An 18,001-nucleotide genomic window follows, 5' to 3' on the forward strand; every position below is an offset into this window, starting at 1 on the left:
CGACCGGAAACCGTCTTCTCACAACCGCCGCCCCCCCCGACAAAAAAGTCCGCAGGCTCACACCTGCGGACTTTCGCCTATATCGGACGGAACGCAACCGCTCCGCCCTCTCTTCCGGGGATTACTCCTCGGTCTCCTCCTTGGCAGCGGCTTTCTTGGCGTTCTTCGCCTCGGCAGCCTCCATGGCGCTCTTCAGAGCGGCCAGACCTGCGATATCGCCCAGCGTCGTCTTCTCGACCGAAGCGTTGATCTTCTTCACGGTCGATTTGGTCGCGTCGGCAGCGGCACGCTTCTCAGCTTTCTCGGCTGCAACTTCGGCGCGCTTGGCCTCCTCGTACGTACGAACGTGCGAAAGGGTGATACGCTTGGTAGCCTTCGAGAACTCGATCACCTTGAAGTCGAGCTTGTCGCCGGCCTTCGGCGTGGTGCCGTCCTCCTTGGTGAGCTGGCGTGCGGGGCAGAAGCCCTCGATGTTCTCGCCCAGAGCGACAACTGCGCCCTTGTCGGTCATCTCGGTAATCGTACCCTCGTGGATGCTGTCCACCGAGAACTGGTTTTCGAACTCGTTCCACGGGTTCTCCTCCAGCTGCTTGTGGCCCAGCGACAGACGACGGTTCTCCTTGTCGATCTCCAGCACCACGACCTCGATATCCGCGCCTACCGACGTGAATTCGCCGGGGTGCTTCACCTTCTTGGTCCAGCTCAGGTCCGAAATGTGGATCAGGCCGTCGATACCCTCCTCGATCTCTACGAAAATACCGAAGTTGGTGAAGTTGCGAACCTTGGCCGTGCACTTCGTGCCGACGGGATATTTGGTTTCGATATTCTCCCACGGATCGGGCGTAAGCTGCTTGATGCCGAGCGACATCTTGCGCTCCTCACGGTCGAGCGTCAGGATAACGGCCTCGACCTCGTCGCCGACCTTCATGAACTCCTGCGCCGAACGCAGGTGCTGGCTCCACGACATCTCCGACACGTGGATCAGACCCTCCACGCCGGGAGCGATCTCCACGAACGCGCCGTAATCGGCCATCACGACCACGCGGCCCTTGACCTTGTCGCCGACCTTGAGGTTCTGGTCGAGCGCCTCCCACGGATGAGCCGTAAGCTGCTTCAGACCCAGTGCGATACGCTTCTTGGCGTCGTCGAAGTCGAGGATCACGACCTGAATCTTCTGGTCGAGCGCCACGATCTCTTCGGGATGGTTCACGCGGCCCCACGAAAGGTCCGTGATGTGGATCAGACCGTCCACACCGCCCAGATCGACGAATACGCCGTACGAAGTGATGTTCTTGACGGTACCTTCGAGAATCTGGCCCTTTTCGAGTTTCGACATGATGACCTGCTTCTGGGCCTCAAGCTCGGCCTCGATGAGCGCCTTGTGCGAAACGACCACGTTGCGGAACTCCTGATTGATCTTGACGACCTTGAATTCCATGGTCTTGTCCACGTATACGTCGTAGTCGCGGATCGGCTTCACGTCGATCTGCGAACCGGGCAGGAACGCCTCGATGCCGAATACGTCTACGATCATACCGCCCTTGGTGCGGCACTTGATGTAACCCTTGATGATTTCGTCCTTTTCGAGGGCCTCGTTCACACGGTCCCACGACTTGAGCTGACGGGCCTTCTTGTGCGAAAGGGCCAGCTGGCCGTTCTTGTCCTCGGCCGACTCGACATACACTTCGATTTTGTCGCCCACCGCCAGATCGGGGTTGTAACGGAACTCGGAAACGGGGATGACGCCCTCGCTTTTGTAGCCGATGTTCACAAGAACCTCACGCTTGGTTATGCCGGTTACGGTACCTTCCACGACTTCGCCGACATTGACGTTCGAAAGCGTCTTGTCATACGCTTCGGCAATCTCCTCCTTGGGCTGCGAATAGACGCCCAGATCGTTTTCAAATGCGTTCCAGTCGAAATTCTCGTTTGCGACTACAGTTTTCGTTTCTTCCATAACGGAAATACTTTGTGCGATACAATCGCTCGTTAAATGATTAATAATGAAATTCATAGTCCCTCATCCGCGCCTCGTGCGCGCATACGGGGAGTGCAAAGATACTCTTTTCAACTGAAAAAATGAAAGATTGAGCGCAAAAAATCGCTTACCGACAGTTTTTTACACCTTCCGACCGCGGGCACGCCCCGGACGACTCCGCCGCCGCGCCCGCACACTTTCCGGCCGACCGGTCGCGCAGCCGGGACACAGCCGCAAATGCTTTTCCCGCCCGTCGCAGGCCCCGGTCACAAACCACTGTTCCGTCCGGACGCAGGCCGTCCCGTCCGCAGGCCTACTTCCGCCGCACCCGCTGCCGCGGCGTATTGTCGATCCGGAGCGGAGAGTCCTCCTCCAGCTCTTCGAGCAGAAGCCCGGTCACATCCTCCTCGGTAATCTTGCCGTCGGTGTAATTCAGGTCGTTGTAATTCTTGTAGACGTAATCGCTGACGGCGACCGTGTAGACCTTCCCTTCGCGCAACTTGGGGAACTCCACGTCGAGCGCATTGTCCGCCTGATCGGTAACGATCACATAGGGCGTTGTCGAAATCAGGTCGATGCGGTGCGCCTCCTTGACGTTCACCGGATCGTTGTATTTCGAAACGATCATCCTCCGCATATCCGCCGGCGTCATCTTCATCTCGGCCACCAGCGTCCCGAACGGCTCCAGCCCGTATACGCTGGCCGCGCTCACGCCGCCCGCGGGAATCGAGTCGAGCCGCACGCCCCCGATGTGGTAGAATCCGACCTCGGCGTCGATCCCGTCGGCCACCGCCCCGGCCATCCAGTTCGCCAGCCCCCATTTGTTCGCGGCGTTCCCGAACTCGCCCATCGGTCTGTTCAGCTCCGGATTGGCGTAACAGGCGTCCACCTGCTTCTGGAAAACCGGATCAGGCTCGTAACCGGCCAGCGGCACGAGCCGGAAATCCACGCCGGCGACCTTCCTGCCCTTCATGCGTATCGTCGTGACGCCTATGTTCCGCAGATCCTTCCCCGTCTGCGTGAGCAGCGTGCCGCCGATCAGCGTATCGACCTCCTCGTGCGTGTGCCCGCCGATCACCACGTCGTACTGCGAAGCGCCCCCGGCGAGCAGTTCCCGGTCGCGGTCGTCGCCCATGTGCGAAACGAGCACCAGCACGTCGCACTTCGGGCGCAGCTCGGCGGCGTATTTCAACGCCATCTGCTGCGGATCGGGAAAGGTCAGCCCCGCGAAGCTCGACGCATTGCCCGCCGGATGCCCCGGCCCCTCGTAGTTGGTCACCACGCCGACGAATCCGATGCGGAATCCGCCCTCTTCGAGCACCGTGTAAGGCGGCAGCGGAGGAAAGGAGCAGGTGTCGCTCACTACATTGGCGCACACCACCTCGAAATCCATGCTGTCTATCATCCGGCCCAGAAACGCCTGCCCGTGGTCGAATTCGTGGTTACCGAGCGTCGCCACGTCATACCCCAGCCTGTTCATCAGCGCGATCATCGGCATCCCCGGCGTCGCCGCCCGGTCTACGTAGGCGTTGCCCGTCCAGCGGTCGCCGGCGTCGACCAGCACCACCAGCTGCGCCGTGTCGCGGCACGCCTCGACGGCCGCCGCCAGACGCGGGAAGTTCCGGATTTTGGCGTGCATGTCGTTCGTCGACAGCAAAACGAGCGTCCGCTCGCGGGGGGCGCAGGCCGCCGCGAGCGCCGCCGTGACGATCAGAACCGTGCGGAGTATTCTTTCCATAATATCGTTTTTGAGTTTGTCAAAGTTACAAATAATTCATATCTTTACACTTCATTCAGCAGAAAAACTTATGGCAGACAGCATCAAAGTCATATGCGACAACCTCGGAGGTCCGATCCGGGTGGCGATGGGCACCCCGCTCTCCGACGTGGCCGCACAGCTGACGCCGGGACGCTACCCGTTCCTCGCGGCGTTCGTGAACAACCGCATCAAAGAGCTCAACTACAAAATATATACCCCGGTGACGGTCCGCTTCGTGGACATCACCGACTTCGCGGGCATCCGCGTCTACCAGCGCACCTCGTGGTTCATCCTCCAGAAGGCCGCACGCACGCTCTTTCCGGGACATACGCTCCATATCCGCCACTCGATGGGCCAGAGCGGCTTCTACTGCGAGCTCGAAGGGCTCGACGAGTTCACCCACGAACAGGCCGCAGCGCTCGAAGGGCACATGCGCGAAGTGGTGGCGCAGAACCTCCCCATCGAGCGCACCAAGGTGCTCACGAGCGAGCTCCGCGCCATCTACGCCGAACAGGGCTTCGACGACAAGACGGCGCTGCTCGACACCCGTCCGCGGCTCTACAGCGACCTGTACACGCTGGACGGCACGGCCGGCTACTTCTACGGGGCGCTGGCCCCCTCGACGGGCTACATCGACCGCTTCTGCATCGAACCCTACTACAAGGGCTTCTATCTGGCCCTGCCCCTGCGGACGAACCCCGGCGTGCTCAACAAGAACGTCCAGCAGGAGAAGATGTTCGGCATTTTTCAGGAGTACCAGTCATGGGTCCGGATCATGGGCGTCCCCACCGTGGGCGACGTCAATTCGAAGGTGCTCGCGGGCGACGCCGGCGGCATGATAAAACTCGCCGAAGCGTTCCACGAACGCAAATTCGCATGGGTCGCCGACACCATCTACGACGCCAACCTCTCGCGCGGCGTGCGCATCGTGCTTATCTCCGGTCCTTCGTCGAGCGGCAAGACCACCTCGGCCAAGCGGCTGGGCATCCAGCTGGGCGTGCTGGGGCTGAAACCGGTGCTGATCTCGCTCGACGACTACTTCGTGGACCGCGAAAAGACCCCGAAGGACGCCGACGGCGAGTATGACTACGAAGCGCTCGAAGCCATCGACCTCGAACTGTTCAACGACCACCTTCGCCGCCTGATGCGCGGCGAGAGCGTCGATATTCCGCGCTACAACTTCATCACGGGACGCCGCATGCAGCACAACGACCCGCTGACGCTCGACGAACGTTCGATTCTGATCGTCGAGGGCATCCACGGACTCAATCCCCGTCTCACGCCGGGCGTTCCCGAAGAGCAAAAGTTCCGCATCTACATCTCCTGCTTCACGTCGGTGGCCATGGACAACCTCTCGCGCATCGCCACCACCGACAACCGCCTGCTGCGCCGCCTGACGCGCGACTACCGGCAGCGGGGCGCCGACGCGCTGGCCACGCTCTCGCGCTGGGCCTCGGTCCGCCGCGGCGAGGAGAAGCACATCTTCCCCTATCAGGAGAACGCCGACGTCATGCTCAACTCGTCGCTCTTCTACGAGATTTCGGTCCTGCGCCCCTTCGCCGAGAAAATCCTCCGCGAAGTGCCCGACACGGTGCCCGAATACGACGAAGCGCGCCGCATGCTGAAGTTCCTCGACAACTTCATCCCCATTCCGCCCGACGAGATTCCGCCCACCTCGATCCTGCGCGAATTCATCGGCGGCAGCAGTTTTCAATATTGAGAATCGTCCGCACGCCCCGGCGTCACCCGGACGCAAACCATGCAAGACAATAAACGACCGCCCGGTTCCGACCCGGCCCCGAAACGATAATTCCGCCGCACCGCGGCGCCAAGTCCCCATAACTTCATACAACTAACAGATATGTTCGACAAATTTTCCGAACGCCACATCGGCGTCAGCAACGAAAAGGAGCTCAAAGCCATGCTCGAAACGATCGGCGTCAAGTCGGTCGACGAGCTGATCTCGCAGGTCATTCCGCACTCCATCCGGCTCAAGAAACCGCTCGCGCTGCCCGCGGAGGGCATGAGCGAGTACGAATTCGCAGGCCACATCCGCGCGCTGGCCGAGCGCAACCGCTGCCTGCGGTCGTTCATCGGCATGGGCTACTACCCCTGCGCGGTTCCCGCCGCCGTCACGCGCAACGTCTTCGAGAATCCCGCGTGGTACACCTCCTATACGCCCTATCAGGCCGAGATTTCGCAGGGCCGTCTCGAAGCGCTGCTGAACTTCCAGACCGCCGTGATCTCGCTCACGGGCATGGAGATCGGCAACTGCTCGCTGCTGGACGAGGCTACCGCCGCCGCCGAAGCGATGCTGATGATGTTCGCCCTGCGCTCGCGCGAAGCCGTCAAGGAGGGCCGCAACCAGCTCTTCGTCGACCGCAACATCTTCCCGCAGACGCTCGACGTGCTGCTCACCCGCAGCGAACCCTTCGGCATCGAACTGATCGTCGACGAATACGACGAATACAGCTTCACGGGCAAGGAGTTCGGCGCCATCGTCCAGTATCCGGCCGCCAACGGCGCCGTGCGCGACTACGCGGACTTCACGGCCGCCGCCCACGCCAAGGGCGCGCTGGTCACGGCCGTCGCCGACCTGCTGGCGCTGGCGCTTCTGAAAGCCCCCGGCGAATGGGGCGCCGACATCGCCGTCGGCTCGACCCAGCGTCTGGGCACCCCGATGGGGCTGGGCGGTCCGAGCGCGGGCTACATGACCACGCGCGAAGCCTTCAAGCGCAACATGCCGGGCCGCATCATCGGCGTCTCGGTGGACCGTCTGGGCAACCGGGCGCTGCGCATGGCGCTCCAGATGCGCGAACAGCACATCAAGCGCGAGCGCGCCACGTCGAACATCTGCACCGCCTCGGCGCTGATGGCCTCGATGGTGGGCTTCTACTGCGTCTACAACGGTCCCGAAGGGCTGAAGCGCGCCGCCGACACGGCCCATCTGGCCGCCGCGACGGTAGCCAAGGCGCTCGAAGCGATGGACTACAAACTCGCCGCAACGGCCTATTTCGACACGCTCGAAGTCGCCGCCGAAGCCGCCGTCGTACAGTCGCTGGCGCTCGAAAGCGGCATCAACTTCTTCTACCCGACCGAAGGTTCGGTGCGCATGTCGTTCGACGAAGTCACGACTCCGGAGGAGATCGCCGAGGTCATCCGCATCTTCGCCGCCGCCAAAGGCAAGAAAGCCAAGGCCGTAAAGCCCGTCACCGAAAGCAACGTCCCGGCCGGTCTGCGCCGCCGTTCGGCCTACCTGACCGAACCGGTCTTCAACGCCTACCGTTCGGAAAGCGCCCTGATGCGCTACATCAAACAGCTGGAATTGCGCGACATATCGCTGGCCAACTCGATGATCTCTTTAGGTTCGTGCACCATGAAGCTCAACGCCGCGGCGCTCATGCAGCCCCTTTCGCTGGCCGGCTTCCAGAACATGCACCCCTTCGCCCCGGCGGATCAGGCCGAGGGTTACATGCAGTTGATCACGGAGTTGGAAAACGATCTGGCGACGATCACGGGCTTCGCGGCCTCGTCGCTGCAGCCCAATTCGGGCGCGGCGGGCGAGTACACGGGGCTGATGGTGATCCGCGCCTACCACCAGAGCCGCGGACAGGGCTACCGCAACGTCGTGCTGATCCCGGCGTCGGCCCACGGCACCAACCCCGCGTCGGCCGCCATGGCGGGCATGAAGATCGTCACCGTGGCTTGCGACGCCAACGGCAACATCGACGTGGAGGACCTCGAAGCCAAGGCCAAGGAGTATAGTTCGGAGTTGTGCGGCCTGATGGTGACCTATCCCTCGACGCACGGGGTGTTCGAAAGCCGCATCCGCGAAATCGTGGACGCCGTACACGACGCGGGCGGACAGGTCTACATGGACGGCGCCAACATGAACGCGCAGGTGGGCCTGACCAATCCGGGCTACATCGGCGCCGACGTCTGCCACCTCAACCTGCACAAGACCTTCGCCATGCCCCACGGCGGCGGCGGTCCGGGCGTGGGTCCGATCTGCGTCGCCGAGCACCTCAAAGCCTTCCTCCCCTCGCATTCGGTTATGGCGACGGGCGGCGACGAAGGCATCACCGCCGTGGCATCGGCTCCTTGGGGCTCCGCACTGCTGCTGCCCATAACCTACGGTTATATCAAGATGCTGGGTGAAGCCGGACTGCGCCGCGCTACGGAAATGGCGATCGTCAACGCCAACTACATGTCCGCCGCGCTCGCATCGGAGTTCAGGACCTACTATTCGGGCGAGACGGGCCGCGTGGGTCACGAGATGATCCTCGACCTGACCAACTTCAAGAAGGACTACAACATCGACTGCGGCGACATCGCCCACCGGCTGATGGACTACGGATTCCATGCCCCGACGCTCTCGTTCCCCGTGCACGAGACACTGATGGTCGAGCCGACCGAATCGGAGCCGAAAGCCGAAATGGACCGCTTCATCGAAGCCCTCGTGTCGATCAAGCGCGAGTGCGAAGCGGCCGTCGGACAGCCCGACAACGTGGTGGTCAATGCGCCCCACACGGCCGTGGAGATCGCGGGCGAGTGGCCGCATCCCTACACCCGTCAGCAGGCGGTCTTCCCGCTCGAATGGGTGCGCCAAGCGAAGTTCTTCCCCTATGTTTCGAAGATCGACGCCGGCTACGGAGACCGCAACCTCTGCTGCAGGAATTGCGAATAAATCGTGAAAGCCGCGATTATTAAGGAATTATATGTAACTTTGCAGCCCGTACGGCGCGGATTCCGCCGCTGACGGAGCCGCCGGCCGGTTCGAAAGAACGGTCCCGGCGGCAGGCGCCGCAGCGCTGCAAGCCAACGTCCGGATTCCGGCAGGCGCGTTTTTTGCCGTATGCGGAAGTAACCGCATGCAGAAAACAGGCAGGCAGAAACGGACAAGCCCCGCAAAGGCAGGCGGAGCGCGGAAACGCTCCGCGAGCCAAGCCCCGCCGGAGGGAAATGCCGGGCGGGAACGCAGACCGGGAATAACAGGCGGTAGCGCAGACCCAAACGCCGGGCGGAAATGCCGGACGGAAACGCGGAGAAGGGCCGCAAGGCAGAAACGCCGGCAAAAACGGACAAGCCCCCAAAGGCAGGCGGAGCGCGGAAACGCTCCGCGAACCAAGCCCGGCCCGGAGGGAAACGCCGGGCGGAAATCCGGGCGGAAATCCGGGCGGAAATCCGGGCGGAAACGCCGGGCGGAAACGCAGACCGGGAACAACGGGCGGAAATACCCGGCGGGAACAACGAAAACGAAAAAAACATTTTTTAACGAATTATTATGAAAGTAGAACAGAACAAAATGGTCGGCGTGGACTACAAGCTCACCGTCGACGGACAGATCGCAGACCAGTCGCGTCCGGGCCAGCCGCTCGAATTTATCTTCGGAACAGGCATGCTGCTCCCCAAATTCGAAGAGGCGATTCTGGGCAAGGAGGTCGGCGAAGCCGTCTCGTTTACCCTTGAGCCGAAGGACGGTTACGGCGAACTGATCGCCGACGCCGTGGTAGACCTGCCCAAAAACATATTCATGGTGGACGGCAAACTCGCCGAAGACATCCTCTTCGTGGGTTCGCAGGTTCCGATGAGCGACAATCAGGGCAACCGCATGATGGGCATCGTCAAGGAGGTCGGCGAGGAGACCGTGAAGATGGACTTCAACCACCCGATGGCCGGCAAGACGCTCAACTTCGACGTCGAGATCGTATCGGTGCGCGACGTAACGCCCGAAGATCTGCAGGGCGGCTGCTCGTGCGGAGAGTGCGGAGACGACTGCGGCGGCGGTTGCGACCACGAAAAAGGGCACTGCGACTGCCACTGACAGAAAAGCGGGACTTGCAGAAGCCCCGCTTTTTTAAAACCCCGAAACCGACTCTGCCATGACCCAGACCGAACTGCTGAAAATGATCGGCAGCGGCGCCGTACGAGACCTCGACCTGACGGGCCGCGAATTGAAGAACATCGATTTCAAAGGCTGCCGTGTGGAAAACGTGACATTCGACGAATGCACGCTCACGGAGTGCAATTTCGACGGCTGCGGGATGGAGCGCGTCTCCTTCCGCAAGGCCGTGCTGCGCAACTGCCGTTTCCGCAGGGCGAAGATCGCATGGAGCGACTTCCGCTACTGCGAGATCGAAAGGGCCACTTTCGAAGAGGCCGAAATCCGGTTCTGCGACCTTTACCGCGCCATGCTCACCGGAATCGTCATCATGCGCAAGGCTCGGATCGGAGAGACGAGCCTCTACTACGCCTACTTCGGCGAAGGGGTGAACATACGCCGCGAAAACATCGCCGGCGGCAGGCTGCTCCAGCAGGACCTCGACGCCTACAGGCAGTTTCTGATCGAATGGAACACCTCCGGCACGGGAGTCCGCCGGAACGACCGCGCCGAGCAGTCGGCGTGGAGTCCCGATGCGGCGCTGCACGCTGGTGGACATGCTCAACGTCGTCCAGACGACGATCGGCATCCTGCTCACGGGTATCTTCGGCTTCATCCTCGGCAACAAGATACGCAACCAATAAAGCCGTGTTCACACTGCGCCAATACCTGACCACGCTGGCCGATACGCACGGCCTCACCCGGACGCTGGGCGAGATCGAGGTGTGCCGCGACGGAAAGGGGCGCATATGCTACTCGGCAGGCAACAGCGCCGTCGTATTCCGCATCCGCTGCGAAGGCCGCGTCCGCTCGCTGCGCTGTTACATGCACCATCCGCGCCATCTGGCGGAAATCTACGGCGAGAAGCTGCTGCCGCAGGAGCTTTTCATCTACACCTCGCCCGCAGGCGGCGTCTGGGTGGATGTGGTGCTGAGCGACTGGATCGAAGGCGTGACGCTTCACGAAGCGGTCGCCGCAGCCGCCGAGGCGGGCGACACGGCGCGGCTGAGGAGATTCGCCGCCGCATTCGACCGCATGGCCGCGGCGCTCACGGCGGACGACTGGGCGCACGGCGACCTGAAACCCGAAAACATCGTCGCGGACAACTGGGGACGGCTCCACCTGATCGATTTCGACGCCATGTTTCTGCCCGCCTTCGCAGGTCGGCACAGCCCGGAGCTGGGCACGGCGGCTTTCCAGCATCCCGCGCGCACGGTGCGGGATTTCGACGCTTCGCTCGACGACTATCCGGCGGCCCTGATCTCCACGGCGCTGCATGCGCTGGCGCTCGACCCGACGCTGTACGCCCGCTATTCCGATGCCGACGGGCTGCTCTTCACGCCGCAGAAGATCGGGACCGACGCGGCGCTCTGCGAGGTGCTCGCGCTCTTCGAGCGCAGGGGACTCGCGGCGCAGTACCGGATTGCACGGTTGCTCCGTTCGCCTTCGCTCCGGCTGCCGGGACTGCCGCAACTGCTCGCACTGGCGGCGGAAACAACGGAAACGGATGAAATAACGGGACCTGAGGAAACGAAGAATGCAGTGAATACGGCAACGACAGGGACAACCGGAACCGGGGAAACAGCCGGAACAACAGGCCCAAAGCGGGCAATGGGAGCGGAAGAAACGGCAGGCGGAAATTCCGGCTCGGCAGAAGGCCCAGCGGGCGACTCGGCAGACGGCACAACAGAGGACCCAACGGACGGCGCCGTCGCCGAAGCGGCCGAGCTTTTCGTCGAAAACGGCCTGTGGGGCTACCGCACGCCGGAACAGGTCGTCGTGCCGCCGCTCTACGACTGCGGATTCGACTTCACCGAAGGGCTGGCGGCGGTACGGCTCGGAGCGACATGGCACTATATCGACGGCGCGGGCCGGACCCGGATCAGCTGTCCGGGGTGCGAAGCCGTGAAGCCGTTCCGCAACGGACGCGCCCCGGTCGTATGCGGCGGAAGGCGGCTGGAGATCGACCGGGAGGGCCGCGAGTTTGATATTTAGCCTTAAATCGTTATATTTGCATTTGCTTAATACGACACCGATGCCTCAACTCAGATATATGACTCCGGCGGAGATTTCCGCCGCCGAATCCCTCGGATCTTCGGCCGAAGCATGGTCGCAGGTGAGGGTCTCCGAAGATTTCACGCCCTTCCAGCTGCTGCAAAGCCATCTGGAGGGGACGGTCGAGATCGGCTCCGGCGCGCGCATCATCCGATCGCGCGTATGCAACTACCGGATCGGCGAGGGCGCGCTCATAGAGGGCGTCATGGCTCTCGAATGCCGCCGCCGGAGCACGTTCGGCAACGGCGTGGGCGTAGCGACGATGAACGAGTGCGGGGGCCGCACGGTCAGGATATTCGACCGGATGTCGGCGCAGGTAGCCTATCTGATGGCCGTCTACCGCCACCGGCCGCAGACCGTTGCGGCGCTGGAGCGCATGGTGGAGGCGTATGCCGAAGCGGGTGCGTCAGAGATGGGCAGCGTAGGCCGCAACACCCGCATCGTAGGCGCGAAATTCATCCGCGAAGTCCGCATCGGCGACGAAGTGTGCATCGACGGGGCCTCGATGCTCGAAAACGGCACCGTCTGCGACGGGGCGCATATCGGCGTGGACGTCAAGGCCTACGACTTCATCGCCGCCGAGAAGGCGCACATCGACAACGGGTCGATCGTCGAACGCTGCTTCGTGGGCGAGAGCTGCCGGCTGGACAAGGCCTTCACGGCAGCCGAGTCGCTCTTTTTCGCAAACTCGCACTGCGAAAACGGGGAGGCGGCCTCGATCTTCGCGGGTCCCTACACCGTCTCGCACCACAAATCGTCGCTGCTGATCGCCGGCATGTTCTCGTTCTTCAACGCCGGGAGCGGCTCCAACCAGAGCAACCACCTCTTCAAGAGCGGCGCCGTACACCAGTCGGTGCATCTGCGCGGCTGCAAGTTCGCCAGCGGGGCCTACATCATGTCGCCGGCGCTCGAAGGGGCCTTCACGATGATCATGGGACACCACTCGTACCACCACGACACGTCGGCGTTTCCCTACTCCTACCTGATCGAGAAGGAGGGCCGCACGACGCTCATGCCGGGCGCGAACCTCACCAGCTACGGCGCCGTGCGCGACATCGAGAAGTGGCCGGCGCGCGACCGCCGCGAACGCAAACGCGACGTCATCAACTTCGAAGAATACAACCCTTACATAACCGAAGCGATGCTCAGGGCCGTGGACACGCTCCACACGCTGGCCGAAGAGGACCCCGACGCGCCGTCGTACGTCTACCGCAAGGCGGTCATCCGCGCCGCGGCCCTCAAACGGGGCATCGGACTTTACAACAAATTCGTCGTCGCGGCGCTGGGCGCCATGCTCGACCGCGGCGAATCGGCCTCACGCTACGACGGCAGTGGCCGCTGGCTCGACGTGGCGGGGCAGTACGTCACCAAACGCGAGGTCGAAGCGATCCTCGACGCCGTGGACCGCGGCGAGCTGACAACGCCCGAAGAGGTGGACAACCGTTTCAGGGTCTTTTTCGTGCATTACGACGACTACGCCCACAGCTGGGCCGAAGGGATTTACGCCTCGCTGCTGGGGCGCGTGCCCACCGCGGCAGAGATCGGCGACGCGATCGAGGCGGGGCGCAACGCAAGGGAGGCGATGCGCCGCACGACCGACGCCGACCGCGAGCGCGACTGTTCGCTCGACATGGCCGTCAGCTACGGTCTGGACAGCGACGACGAGCGCGAAGTACGCGACGACTATTACTCGGTCCGGGGATTAAAATAGACGCAACATGTATACACAAAGCATCACACGCAACCACCGCACGGCATTCATACTGGCCATAGACTGTTCGGGATCGATGGCCGAAAGCATCCTCTTCCGGGGACGCAGGCTCACCAAGGCCGAGGCGGTGGCAGGCATCACCAACGACCTGCTGTTCGAGCTGGTAGAACGCGCCCGCCGCAGCGACGGCATACGCGACTATTACGACATCGCCGTGATCGGCTATTCGGGCGACGACGAGGTGCGCTCGCTGCTGCCCGACGGCGAAGAGCTGGTGCCGGTGAGCGCCCTCGCGGCGCGGGAGATGCCGGTGCGTACGGAGGTGATCGAACACCGTCTTCCCGACGGCAGCATCGCCCTGCGCGAGATTCCCGCACCGTCGTGGATCGAGCCGCAGGCGGCAGGACAGACGCCCATGTGCGAAGCGCTGCGCCGAGTGCGCGACATCGCCGCCGAATGGACAGCACGCGCGGCCAACGCCGAGAGTTTCCCGCCCGTGGTATTCAACATCACCGACGGCGAGGCGACCGACTGCGACGACGAGGAGCTGCGTGCGGTATGCAACCAGATCAAGGCGCTGGAGACCGCCGACGGCAACGTGCTGCTGATAAACATCCACATCGCCGCAGGCGACGCCGGGCGGCACGTATTCTTTCCCGAAGCCGACGAAGCCAACTACACGAACCGCTATGCGGCGCTGCTGTACGACTGTTCGAGCGAAATGCCGGCGGTATTCAACGAAGCCATACGCGAGGCCAAAGGCCCCGCCGCGGCGCCCCCGTTCCGGGGCATGAGCTACAACGCATCGGCGGCCCAGCTGGTCACCATGCTCAACATAGGTTCCATCAGCGTCAAAACCGAATAGCCATGACAGCGACCATCCAACACTTCACCCGTGCGCTGCTGACGCCCGACCTGTCGCTGGCGACGCTCTCCGACGCCCGCGCCGTCACCGACCGCAACGGCATGCCGCGCATGGTACGCACCACGCGGTTCGCCGAAGCCGAAATCGAATGGCGCGGCGAGCGGTGGCTCGCAGCCATGCCCCTGACGCCCGCAGCACTGCCCCGCATCGAACGCACGGCTTCGGTCCTGCGGCGCATGAACACCGAACACCTGACGCAATTCCGCATCCTGCCGGAGGAAATGCGCTGGACCGACGCGCTGGGCAACGAGCGGCGCACGGGACTCGTCCTGCAGCAGCTTCCGGGCCGGGAGTTCGCCGAGGCGCTGCTCACGGAGGACAAAACGGTCCTGCTCGCGGCGCTCGACACGCTGCGCGAAGCGCTGCGGGAGCTGGAATTCACGCACAACAACCTTCGGGAAAGCAACCTCCGCTGGCACCGGGGACGAATCATACCGATCCGTTATTACGACGCCCGCATAGGCGCGGCGGAAAACGGCGGGGCCGATGCGGAGGCGTTCGAGGCCCTGAAACGCCGGATCGCCGAGGCGCCCATGCCCCGACAGTCGGTAAACGACGTCGAAGCGGTCTACAATCCGGTGCGGAAGCTGACCGGACACCGCTGGACGAGCCATGTATTCGAAGGGCTGGTATGCGTCGAGGACGAAGGCGGATTCGGATTCGTCGATACGGACAACAACCCGGTGATTCCGTCGCAGTTCCTCTGGGCGGGCGACTTCCACGAAGGCCGCGCCGAGGTTCAGACGCGGACCGGCATGGGGCTGATCGACCGCGAGGGAGGCTACGTCATCCCGCCCGAATACGAAATCGTCGATTACGACCCGGCGGTCAGCATCGTGCACGTCCGCCACGGCGGACGCTGGGCGCTGTTCGACTATCTGGGCCGCCGTCTGACGGAGTTCGGCCGGGAGGATATGCAGGAGCCTGTCCGGCAGGAGCCGTGCAGGTCCGAAATTTGCAGATAACAACGTCACAAAACATACGACAATGGAAGAAACGATCAAATGCCTGATTATCGGCAGCGGCCCCGCAGGGTACACCGCAGCTATCTATACTTCGCGCGCCAACCTCCGGCCCGTACTCTACGAGGGTATCGAGCCGGGCGGGCAGCTCACGACCACGACCGACGTGGAGAATTTTCCGGGCTATCCCGACGGCGTCAGTGGCCAGCAGATGATGGCCGACATGCGCCGTCAGGCCGAACGCTTCGGAGCCGACATCCGCATCGGAACCGTGACGAGCGCGGACCTCTCGTCGCGTCCGTTCCACGTGGTGATCGACGGCACGACGCAGCTCAAGGCCGAGACGCTCATCATCGCCACGGGAGCATCGGCAAAATACCTCGGCCTGCCTTCGGAAACGAAATTCCGCGGCATGGGCGTCAGCGCATGCGCCACGTGCGACGGATTCTTCTACCGCAAGAAGGACGTGGCCGTGGTCGGCGGCGGCGACACGGCCTGCGAGGAGGCCACCTATCTGGCCTCGATCTGCCGCAAGGTCTACATGATCGTGCGCAAGCCCCACCTGCGCGCTTCGAAGGCCATGCAGGAGCGGGTGTTCAACACCACCAACATCGAAGTGATGTTCAACCACAACACCGCTGAGGTGCTGGGCGACGAATCGGGCGTGACGGGCGCGCTGCTGCGCTGCAACGACGGCAAAGAGGTCAAGATCGACATAGCGGGATTCTTCCTCGCCATCGGCCACCATCCCAATACGGAGCTTTTCGCCGATCAGCTGACGCTCGACGCGGAAGGGTACATCAAAACGGAAGCGGGCACCTCGAAGACCAATATCGAAGGGGTCTTCGCCGCGGGCGACGTGCGCGACCCGCATTACCGGCAGGCCATAACGGCCGCAGCGTCGGGCTGCATCGCGGCGATCGACTGCGAACGCTTCATCCTGAGCCGCGCAGAGTAAACCGAATCACGCAGAACGAACAAAACAGGTACCCCGCATGAGTTTCAGCGTCACCATACTCGGATCGTCCTCCGCCAAGCCCACCCTGAGCCGCCATCCGTCGGCCCAAGCGGTCAATGTGCACGAGCAGTACTATCTGGTCGATGCGGGCGAGGGGGTGCAGCAACAGCTGATCCGCTGCGGGATCAACCCGCTGAAACTGCGCGCCGTGTTCATCTCGCACCTGCACGGCGACCATGTCTTCGGACTCTTTCCGCTGATCTCGACGCTGGCGCTCTACGGGCGCAAAACCCCGCTGCGGGTATTCGCCCCGGCGCCTTTCGGCGAGATACTGGCCTGCCACCTGCGGTTTTTTGACAGCGAGCTGCCCTATCCGGTGGTCTGGACCGAGGTGGACACGACCAAGCACGCGCTGCTGCTGGAAAACCGCACGCTCGAAGTGTGGAGCATTCCGCTGCGCCACCGGGTGCCGACGGCGGGATTCCTCTTCCGCGAGAAGGAGCCGCCGCTGAACGTCGAGAAGTTCAAGATCGCGAAATATGGCCTTACGGTCGCGCAAATCACCGCCGCCAAGCGGGGCGAGGAGATCGCGCTCCCGACGGGCGAGGTCATACCCAACGCGGAGCTGACCTACCGCCCCTATGCGCCCCGGTCGTACGCCTACCTCTCGGACACCAACTTCTCGGCGAAGGCCGCGACGCTGGCCAAGGGCGCGGACCTGATGTACCACGAGGCGACCTACGCCGCCGCCGAGCAGAAAACGGCCAAGGAGCGGGGCCACTCGACAAGCGCCGATGCGGCCAAAGCCGCCCTAAAGGCCGGAGCCAAGCGGCTGATAATCGGACACTATTCGTCCCGCTACAAGAACGAAAACATATTGGTCGAAGAGGCCCGCGCGATCTTCCCGGAGACCTATCCGGCCACCGAAGGCGTCACCTTCACCATAGAGAAACAACGATGACGAAAGCCGAAATACAACTCGTCCGCGCGCTGGCCGACAAACGCGGACGCACGGAACACGGACTGTTCGTGGCCGAAGGGGAGAAACTCATCGGCGAACTGCGCGGCTCGCACCTGAAGGTCCGCAAGATCTTCGCGCTGGAGGGCGTGTTCGCAGGGCCGGAGGTCGAGACCGTCGCCCCGCGCGACATGGAGCGGCTGTCGCTGCTCAAAACCGCCGCCAACTCGCTGGCGATCGTCGAGACGCCCCGCTACGGGCTGGACATGCGGTCGCTCGCGGGGCGGCTGACGCTGGCGCTCGACGACGTGCAGAACCCCGGCAACCTCGGCACGATCGTCCGGCTGGCCGACTGGTTCGGCATCGCCGACATCGTCTGCTCGGAGGCTTCGGCCGACTGCTTCAACCCGAAGGTCGTGCAGGCCACTATGGGCGCGATCCTGCGGGTGCGGGTTCACTACACCGATCTGGGAGCGTTTCTGCACGACGCGGGAGCCGCCGGGCTGCCCGTTTACGGCACGTTTCTGGAAGGGGAGAATATCTACGGCACGACGCTTACGGAAGAGGGCGTCGTCGTCATGGGCAACGAAGGCCGCGGCATCTCGCAGGCCGCGGCGCGCGCCGTGACGCACAAGCTCTTCATCCCGCCCTACCCGACCGACCGCCGCGGGTCGGAGTCGCTCAACGTGGCGATGGCCACGGGCATCGTATGCTCGGAATTCCGGCGTCGGGCAGGCATGGGAAGCGGGAAATAGGCCGCCGCACCACAAACAAAAGACTGCCGGGATTACTCCCGGCAGTTATTTTTTGCGAC

General features: G+C 63.1%; 13 protein-coding genes. 11 read left to right on the top strand and 2 right to left on the bottom strand.

What is annotated here, in order from left to right; genetic code table 11:
* Positions 1–121 precede the first annotated feature (121 nt).
* Positions 122–1,957 carry a 30S ribosomal protein S1 gene (rpsA, locus tag HMPREF9720_RS03015; protein ID WP_014775093.1) on the bottom strand — a complete coding sequence of 612 codons (1,836 nt, stop codon included), beginning with the start codon at positions 1,955–1,957 and terminating at the stop codon, positions 122–124.
* A gap of 334 nt (positions 1,958–2,291) precedes the next feature.
* Positions 2,292–3,716: a bifunctional metallophosphatase/5'-nucleotidase gene (locus tag HMPREF9720_RS03020; RefSeq protein ID WP_009596762.1), complete on the bottom strand. Its 1,425-nt coding sequence runs from the start codon at positions 3,714–3,716 to the stop codon at positions 2,292–2,294.
* 70 nt (positions 3,717–3,786) lie between these two features.
* Between HMPREF9720_RS03020 and HMPREF9720_RS03025 the strand changes: the two genes are divergently transcribed.
* The 11 genes from HMPREF9720_RS03025 (at position 3,787) to HMPREF9720_RS03080 (ending at position 17,942) form a co-directional block, all read left to right on the top strand.
* Positions 3,787–5,457, top strand: coding sequence for a nucleoside kinase (locus HMPREF9720_RS03025; protein WP_014775094.1), 1,671 nt, complete (start codon positions 3,787–3,789; stop codon positions 5,455–5,457).
* 141 nt (positions 5,458–5,598) lie between these two features.
* Positions 5,599–8,424, top strand: a complete 2,826-nt coding sequence (gene gcvP / locus HMPREF9720_RS03030) for an aminomethyl-transferring glycine dehydrogenase (RefSeq protein ID WP_009596736.1) — start codon at positions 5,599–5,601, stop codon at positions 8,422–8,424.
* 597 nt (positions 8,425–9,021) lie between these two features.
* Positions 9,022–9,561 carry an FKBP-type peptidyl-prolyl cis-trans isomerase gene (locus tag HMPREF9720_RS03040; protein ID WP_009596721.1) on the top strand — a complete coding sequence of 180 codons (540 nt, stop codon included), beginning with the start codon at positions 9,022–9,024 and terminating at the stop codon, positions 9,559–9,561.
* 58 nt (positions 9,562–9,619) lie between these two features.
* Positions 9,620–10,291 (top strand): pentapeptide repeat-containing protein, encoded by a 672-nt coding sequence (locus HMPREF9720_RS03045; RefSeq protein WP_009596718.1) that lies wholly within the window; start codon positions 9,620–9,622, stop codon positions 10,289–10,291.
* Positions 10,267–11,613, top strand: coding sequence for a WG repeat-containing protein (locus tag HMPREF9720_RS03050; protein WP_009596730.1), 1,347 nt, complete (start codon positions 10,267–10,269; stop codon positions 11,611–11,613). Before HMPREF9720_RS03045 ends, HMPREF9720_RS03050 begins: the two co-directional genes overlap by 25 nt.
* 40 nt (positions 11,614–11,653) lie before the next feature.
* Entirely contained in the window at positions 11,654–13,384 is a 1,731-nt protein-coding gene (locus HMPREF9720_RS03055; RefSeq protein WP_009596760.1) for a DUF4954 family protein, read from the top strand.
* A gap of 7 nt (positions 13,385–13,391) precedes the next feature.
* Positions 13,392–14,249 (top strand): vWA domain-containing protein, encoded by an 858-nt coding sequence (locus HMPREF9720_RS03060; protein ID WP_009596753.1) that lies wholly within the window; start codon positions 13,392–13,394, stop codon positions 14,247–14,249.
* 2 nt (positions 14,250–14,251) lie between these two features.
* Positions 14,252–15,274, top strand: a complete 1,023-nt coding sequence (locus tag HMPREF9720_RS03065; protein WP_009596749.1) for a WG repeat-containing protein — start codon at positions 14,252–14,254, stop codon at positions 15,272–15,274.
* A gap of 22 nt (positions 15,275–15,296) precedes the next feature.
* Entirely contained in the window at positions 15,297–16,229 is a 933-nt protein-coding gene (gene trxB, locus HMPREF9720_RS03070) for a thioredoxin-disulfide reductase (protein ID WP_009596758.1), read from the top strand.
* Between the two features lie 37 nt (positions 16,230–16,266).
* Positions 16,267–17,190: a ribonuclease Z gene (locus HMPREF9720_RS03075; protein ID WP_009596728.1), complete on the top strand. Its 924-nt coding sequence runs from the start codon at positions 16,267–16,269 to the stop codon at positions 17,188–17,190.
* A complete protein-coding gene (locus HMPREF9720_RS03080; RefSeq protein ID WP_009596754.1) occupies positions 17,187–17,942 on the top strand; it encodes an RNA methyltransferase in 756 nt (251 codons plus the stop codon). Before HMPREF9720_RS03075 ends, HMPREF9720_RS03080 begins: the two co-directional genes overlap by 4 nt.
* The last annotated feature ends 59 nt before the right edge of the window (positions 17,943–18,001 follow it).

This window comes from Alistipes sp. HGB5 (assembly GCF_000183485.2).
Lineage (GTDB): Bacteria > Bacteroidota > Bacteroidia > Bacteroidales > Rikenellaceae > Alistipes > Alistipes finegoldii.

What these genes read in the sequence shown, in the direction of transcription:
- rpsA (WP_014775093.1), bottom strand. Translation starts at nt 1,957, where the DNA reads ATGGAAGAAACGAAAACTGTAGTCGCAAACGAGAATTTCGACTGGAAC.
- HMPREF9720_RS03020 (WP_009596762.1), bottom strand. Translation starts at nt 3,716, where the DNA reads ATGGAAAGAATACTCCGCACGGTTCTGATCGTCACGGCGGCGCTCGCG.
- HMPREF9720_RS03025 (WP_014775094.1), top strand. Translation starts at nt 3,787, where the DNA reads ATGGCAGACAGCATCAAAGTCATATGCGACAACCTCGGAGGTCCGATC.
- gcvP (WP_009596736.1), top strand. Translation starts at nt 5,599, where the DNA reads ATGTTCGACAAATTTTCCGAACGCCACATCGGCGTCAGCAACGAAAAG.
- HMPREF9720_RS03040 (WP_009596721.1), top strand. Translation starts at nt 9,022, where the DNA reads ATGAAAGTAGAACAGAACAAAATGGTCGGCGTGGACTACAAGCTCACC.
- HMPREF9720_RS03045 (WP_009596718.1), top strand. Translation starts at nt 9,620, where the DNA reads ATGACCCAGACCGAACTGCTGAAAATGATCGGCAGCGGCGCCGTACGA.
- HMPREF9720_RS03055 (WP_009596760.1), top strand. Translation starts at nt 11,654, where the DNA reads ATGCCTCAACTCAGATATATGACTCCGGCGGAGATTTCCGCCGCCGAA.
- HMPREF9720_RS03060 (WP_009596753.1), top strand. Translation starts at nt 13,392, where the DNA reads ATGTATACACAAAGCATCACACGCAACCACCGCACGGCATTCATACTG.
- HMPREF9720_RS03065 (WP_009596749.1), top strand. Translation starts at nt 14,252, where the DNA reads ATGACAGCGACCATCCAACACTTCACCCGTGCGCTGCTGACGCCCGAC.
- trxB (WP_009596758.1), top strand. Translation starts at nt 15,297, where the DNA reads ATGGAAGAAACGATCAAATGCCTGATTATCGGCAGCGGCCCCGCAGGG.
- HMPREF9720_RS03075 (WP_009596728.1), top strand. Translation starts at nt 16,267, where the DNA reads ATGAGTTTCAGCGTCACCATACTCGGATCGTCCTCCGCCAAGCCCACC.
- HMPREF9720_RS03080 (WP_009596754.1), top strand. Translation starts at nt 17,187, where the DNA reads ATGACGAAAGCCGAAATACAACTCGTCCGCGCGCTGGCCGACAAACGC.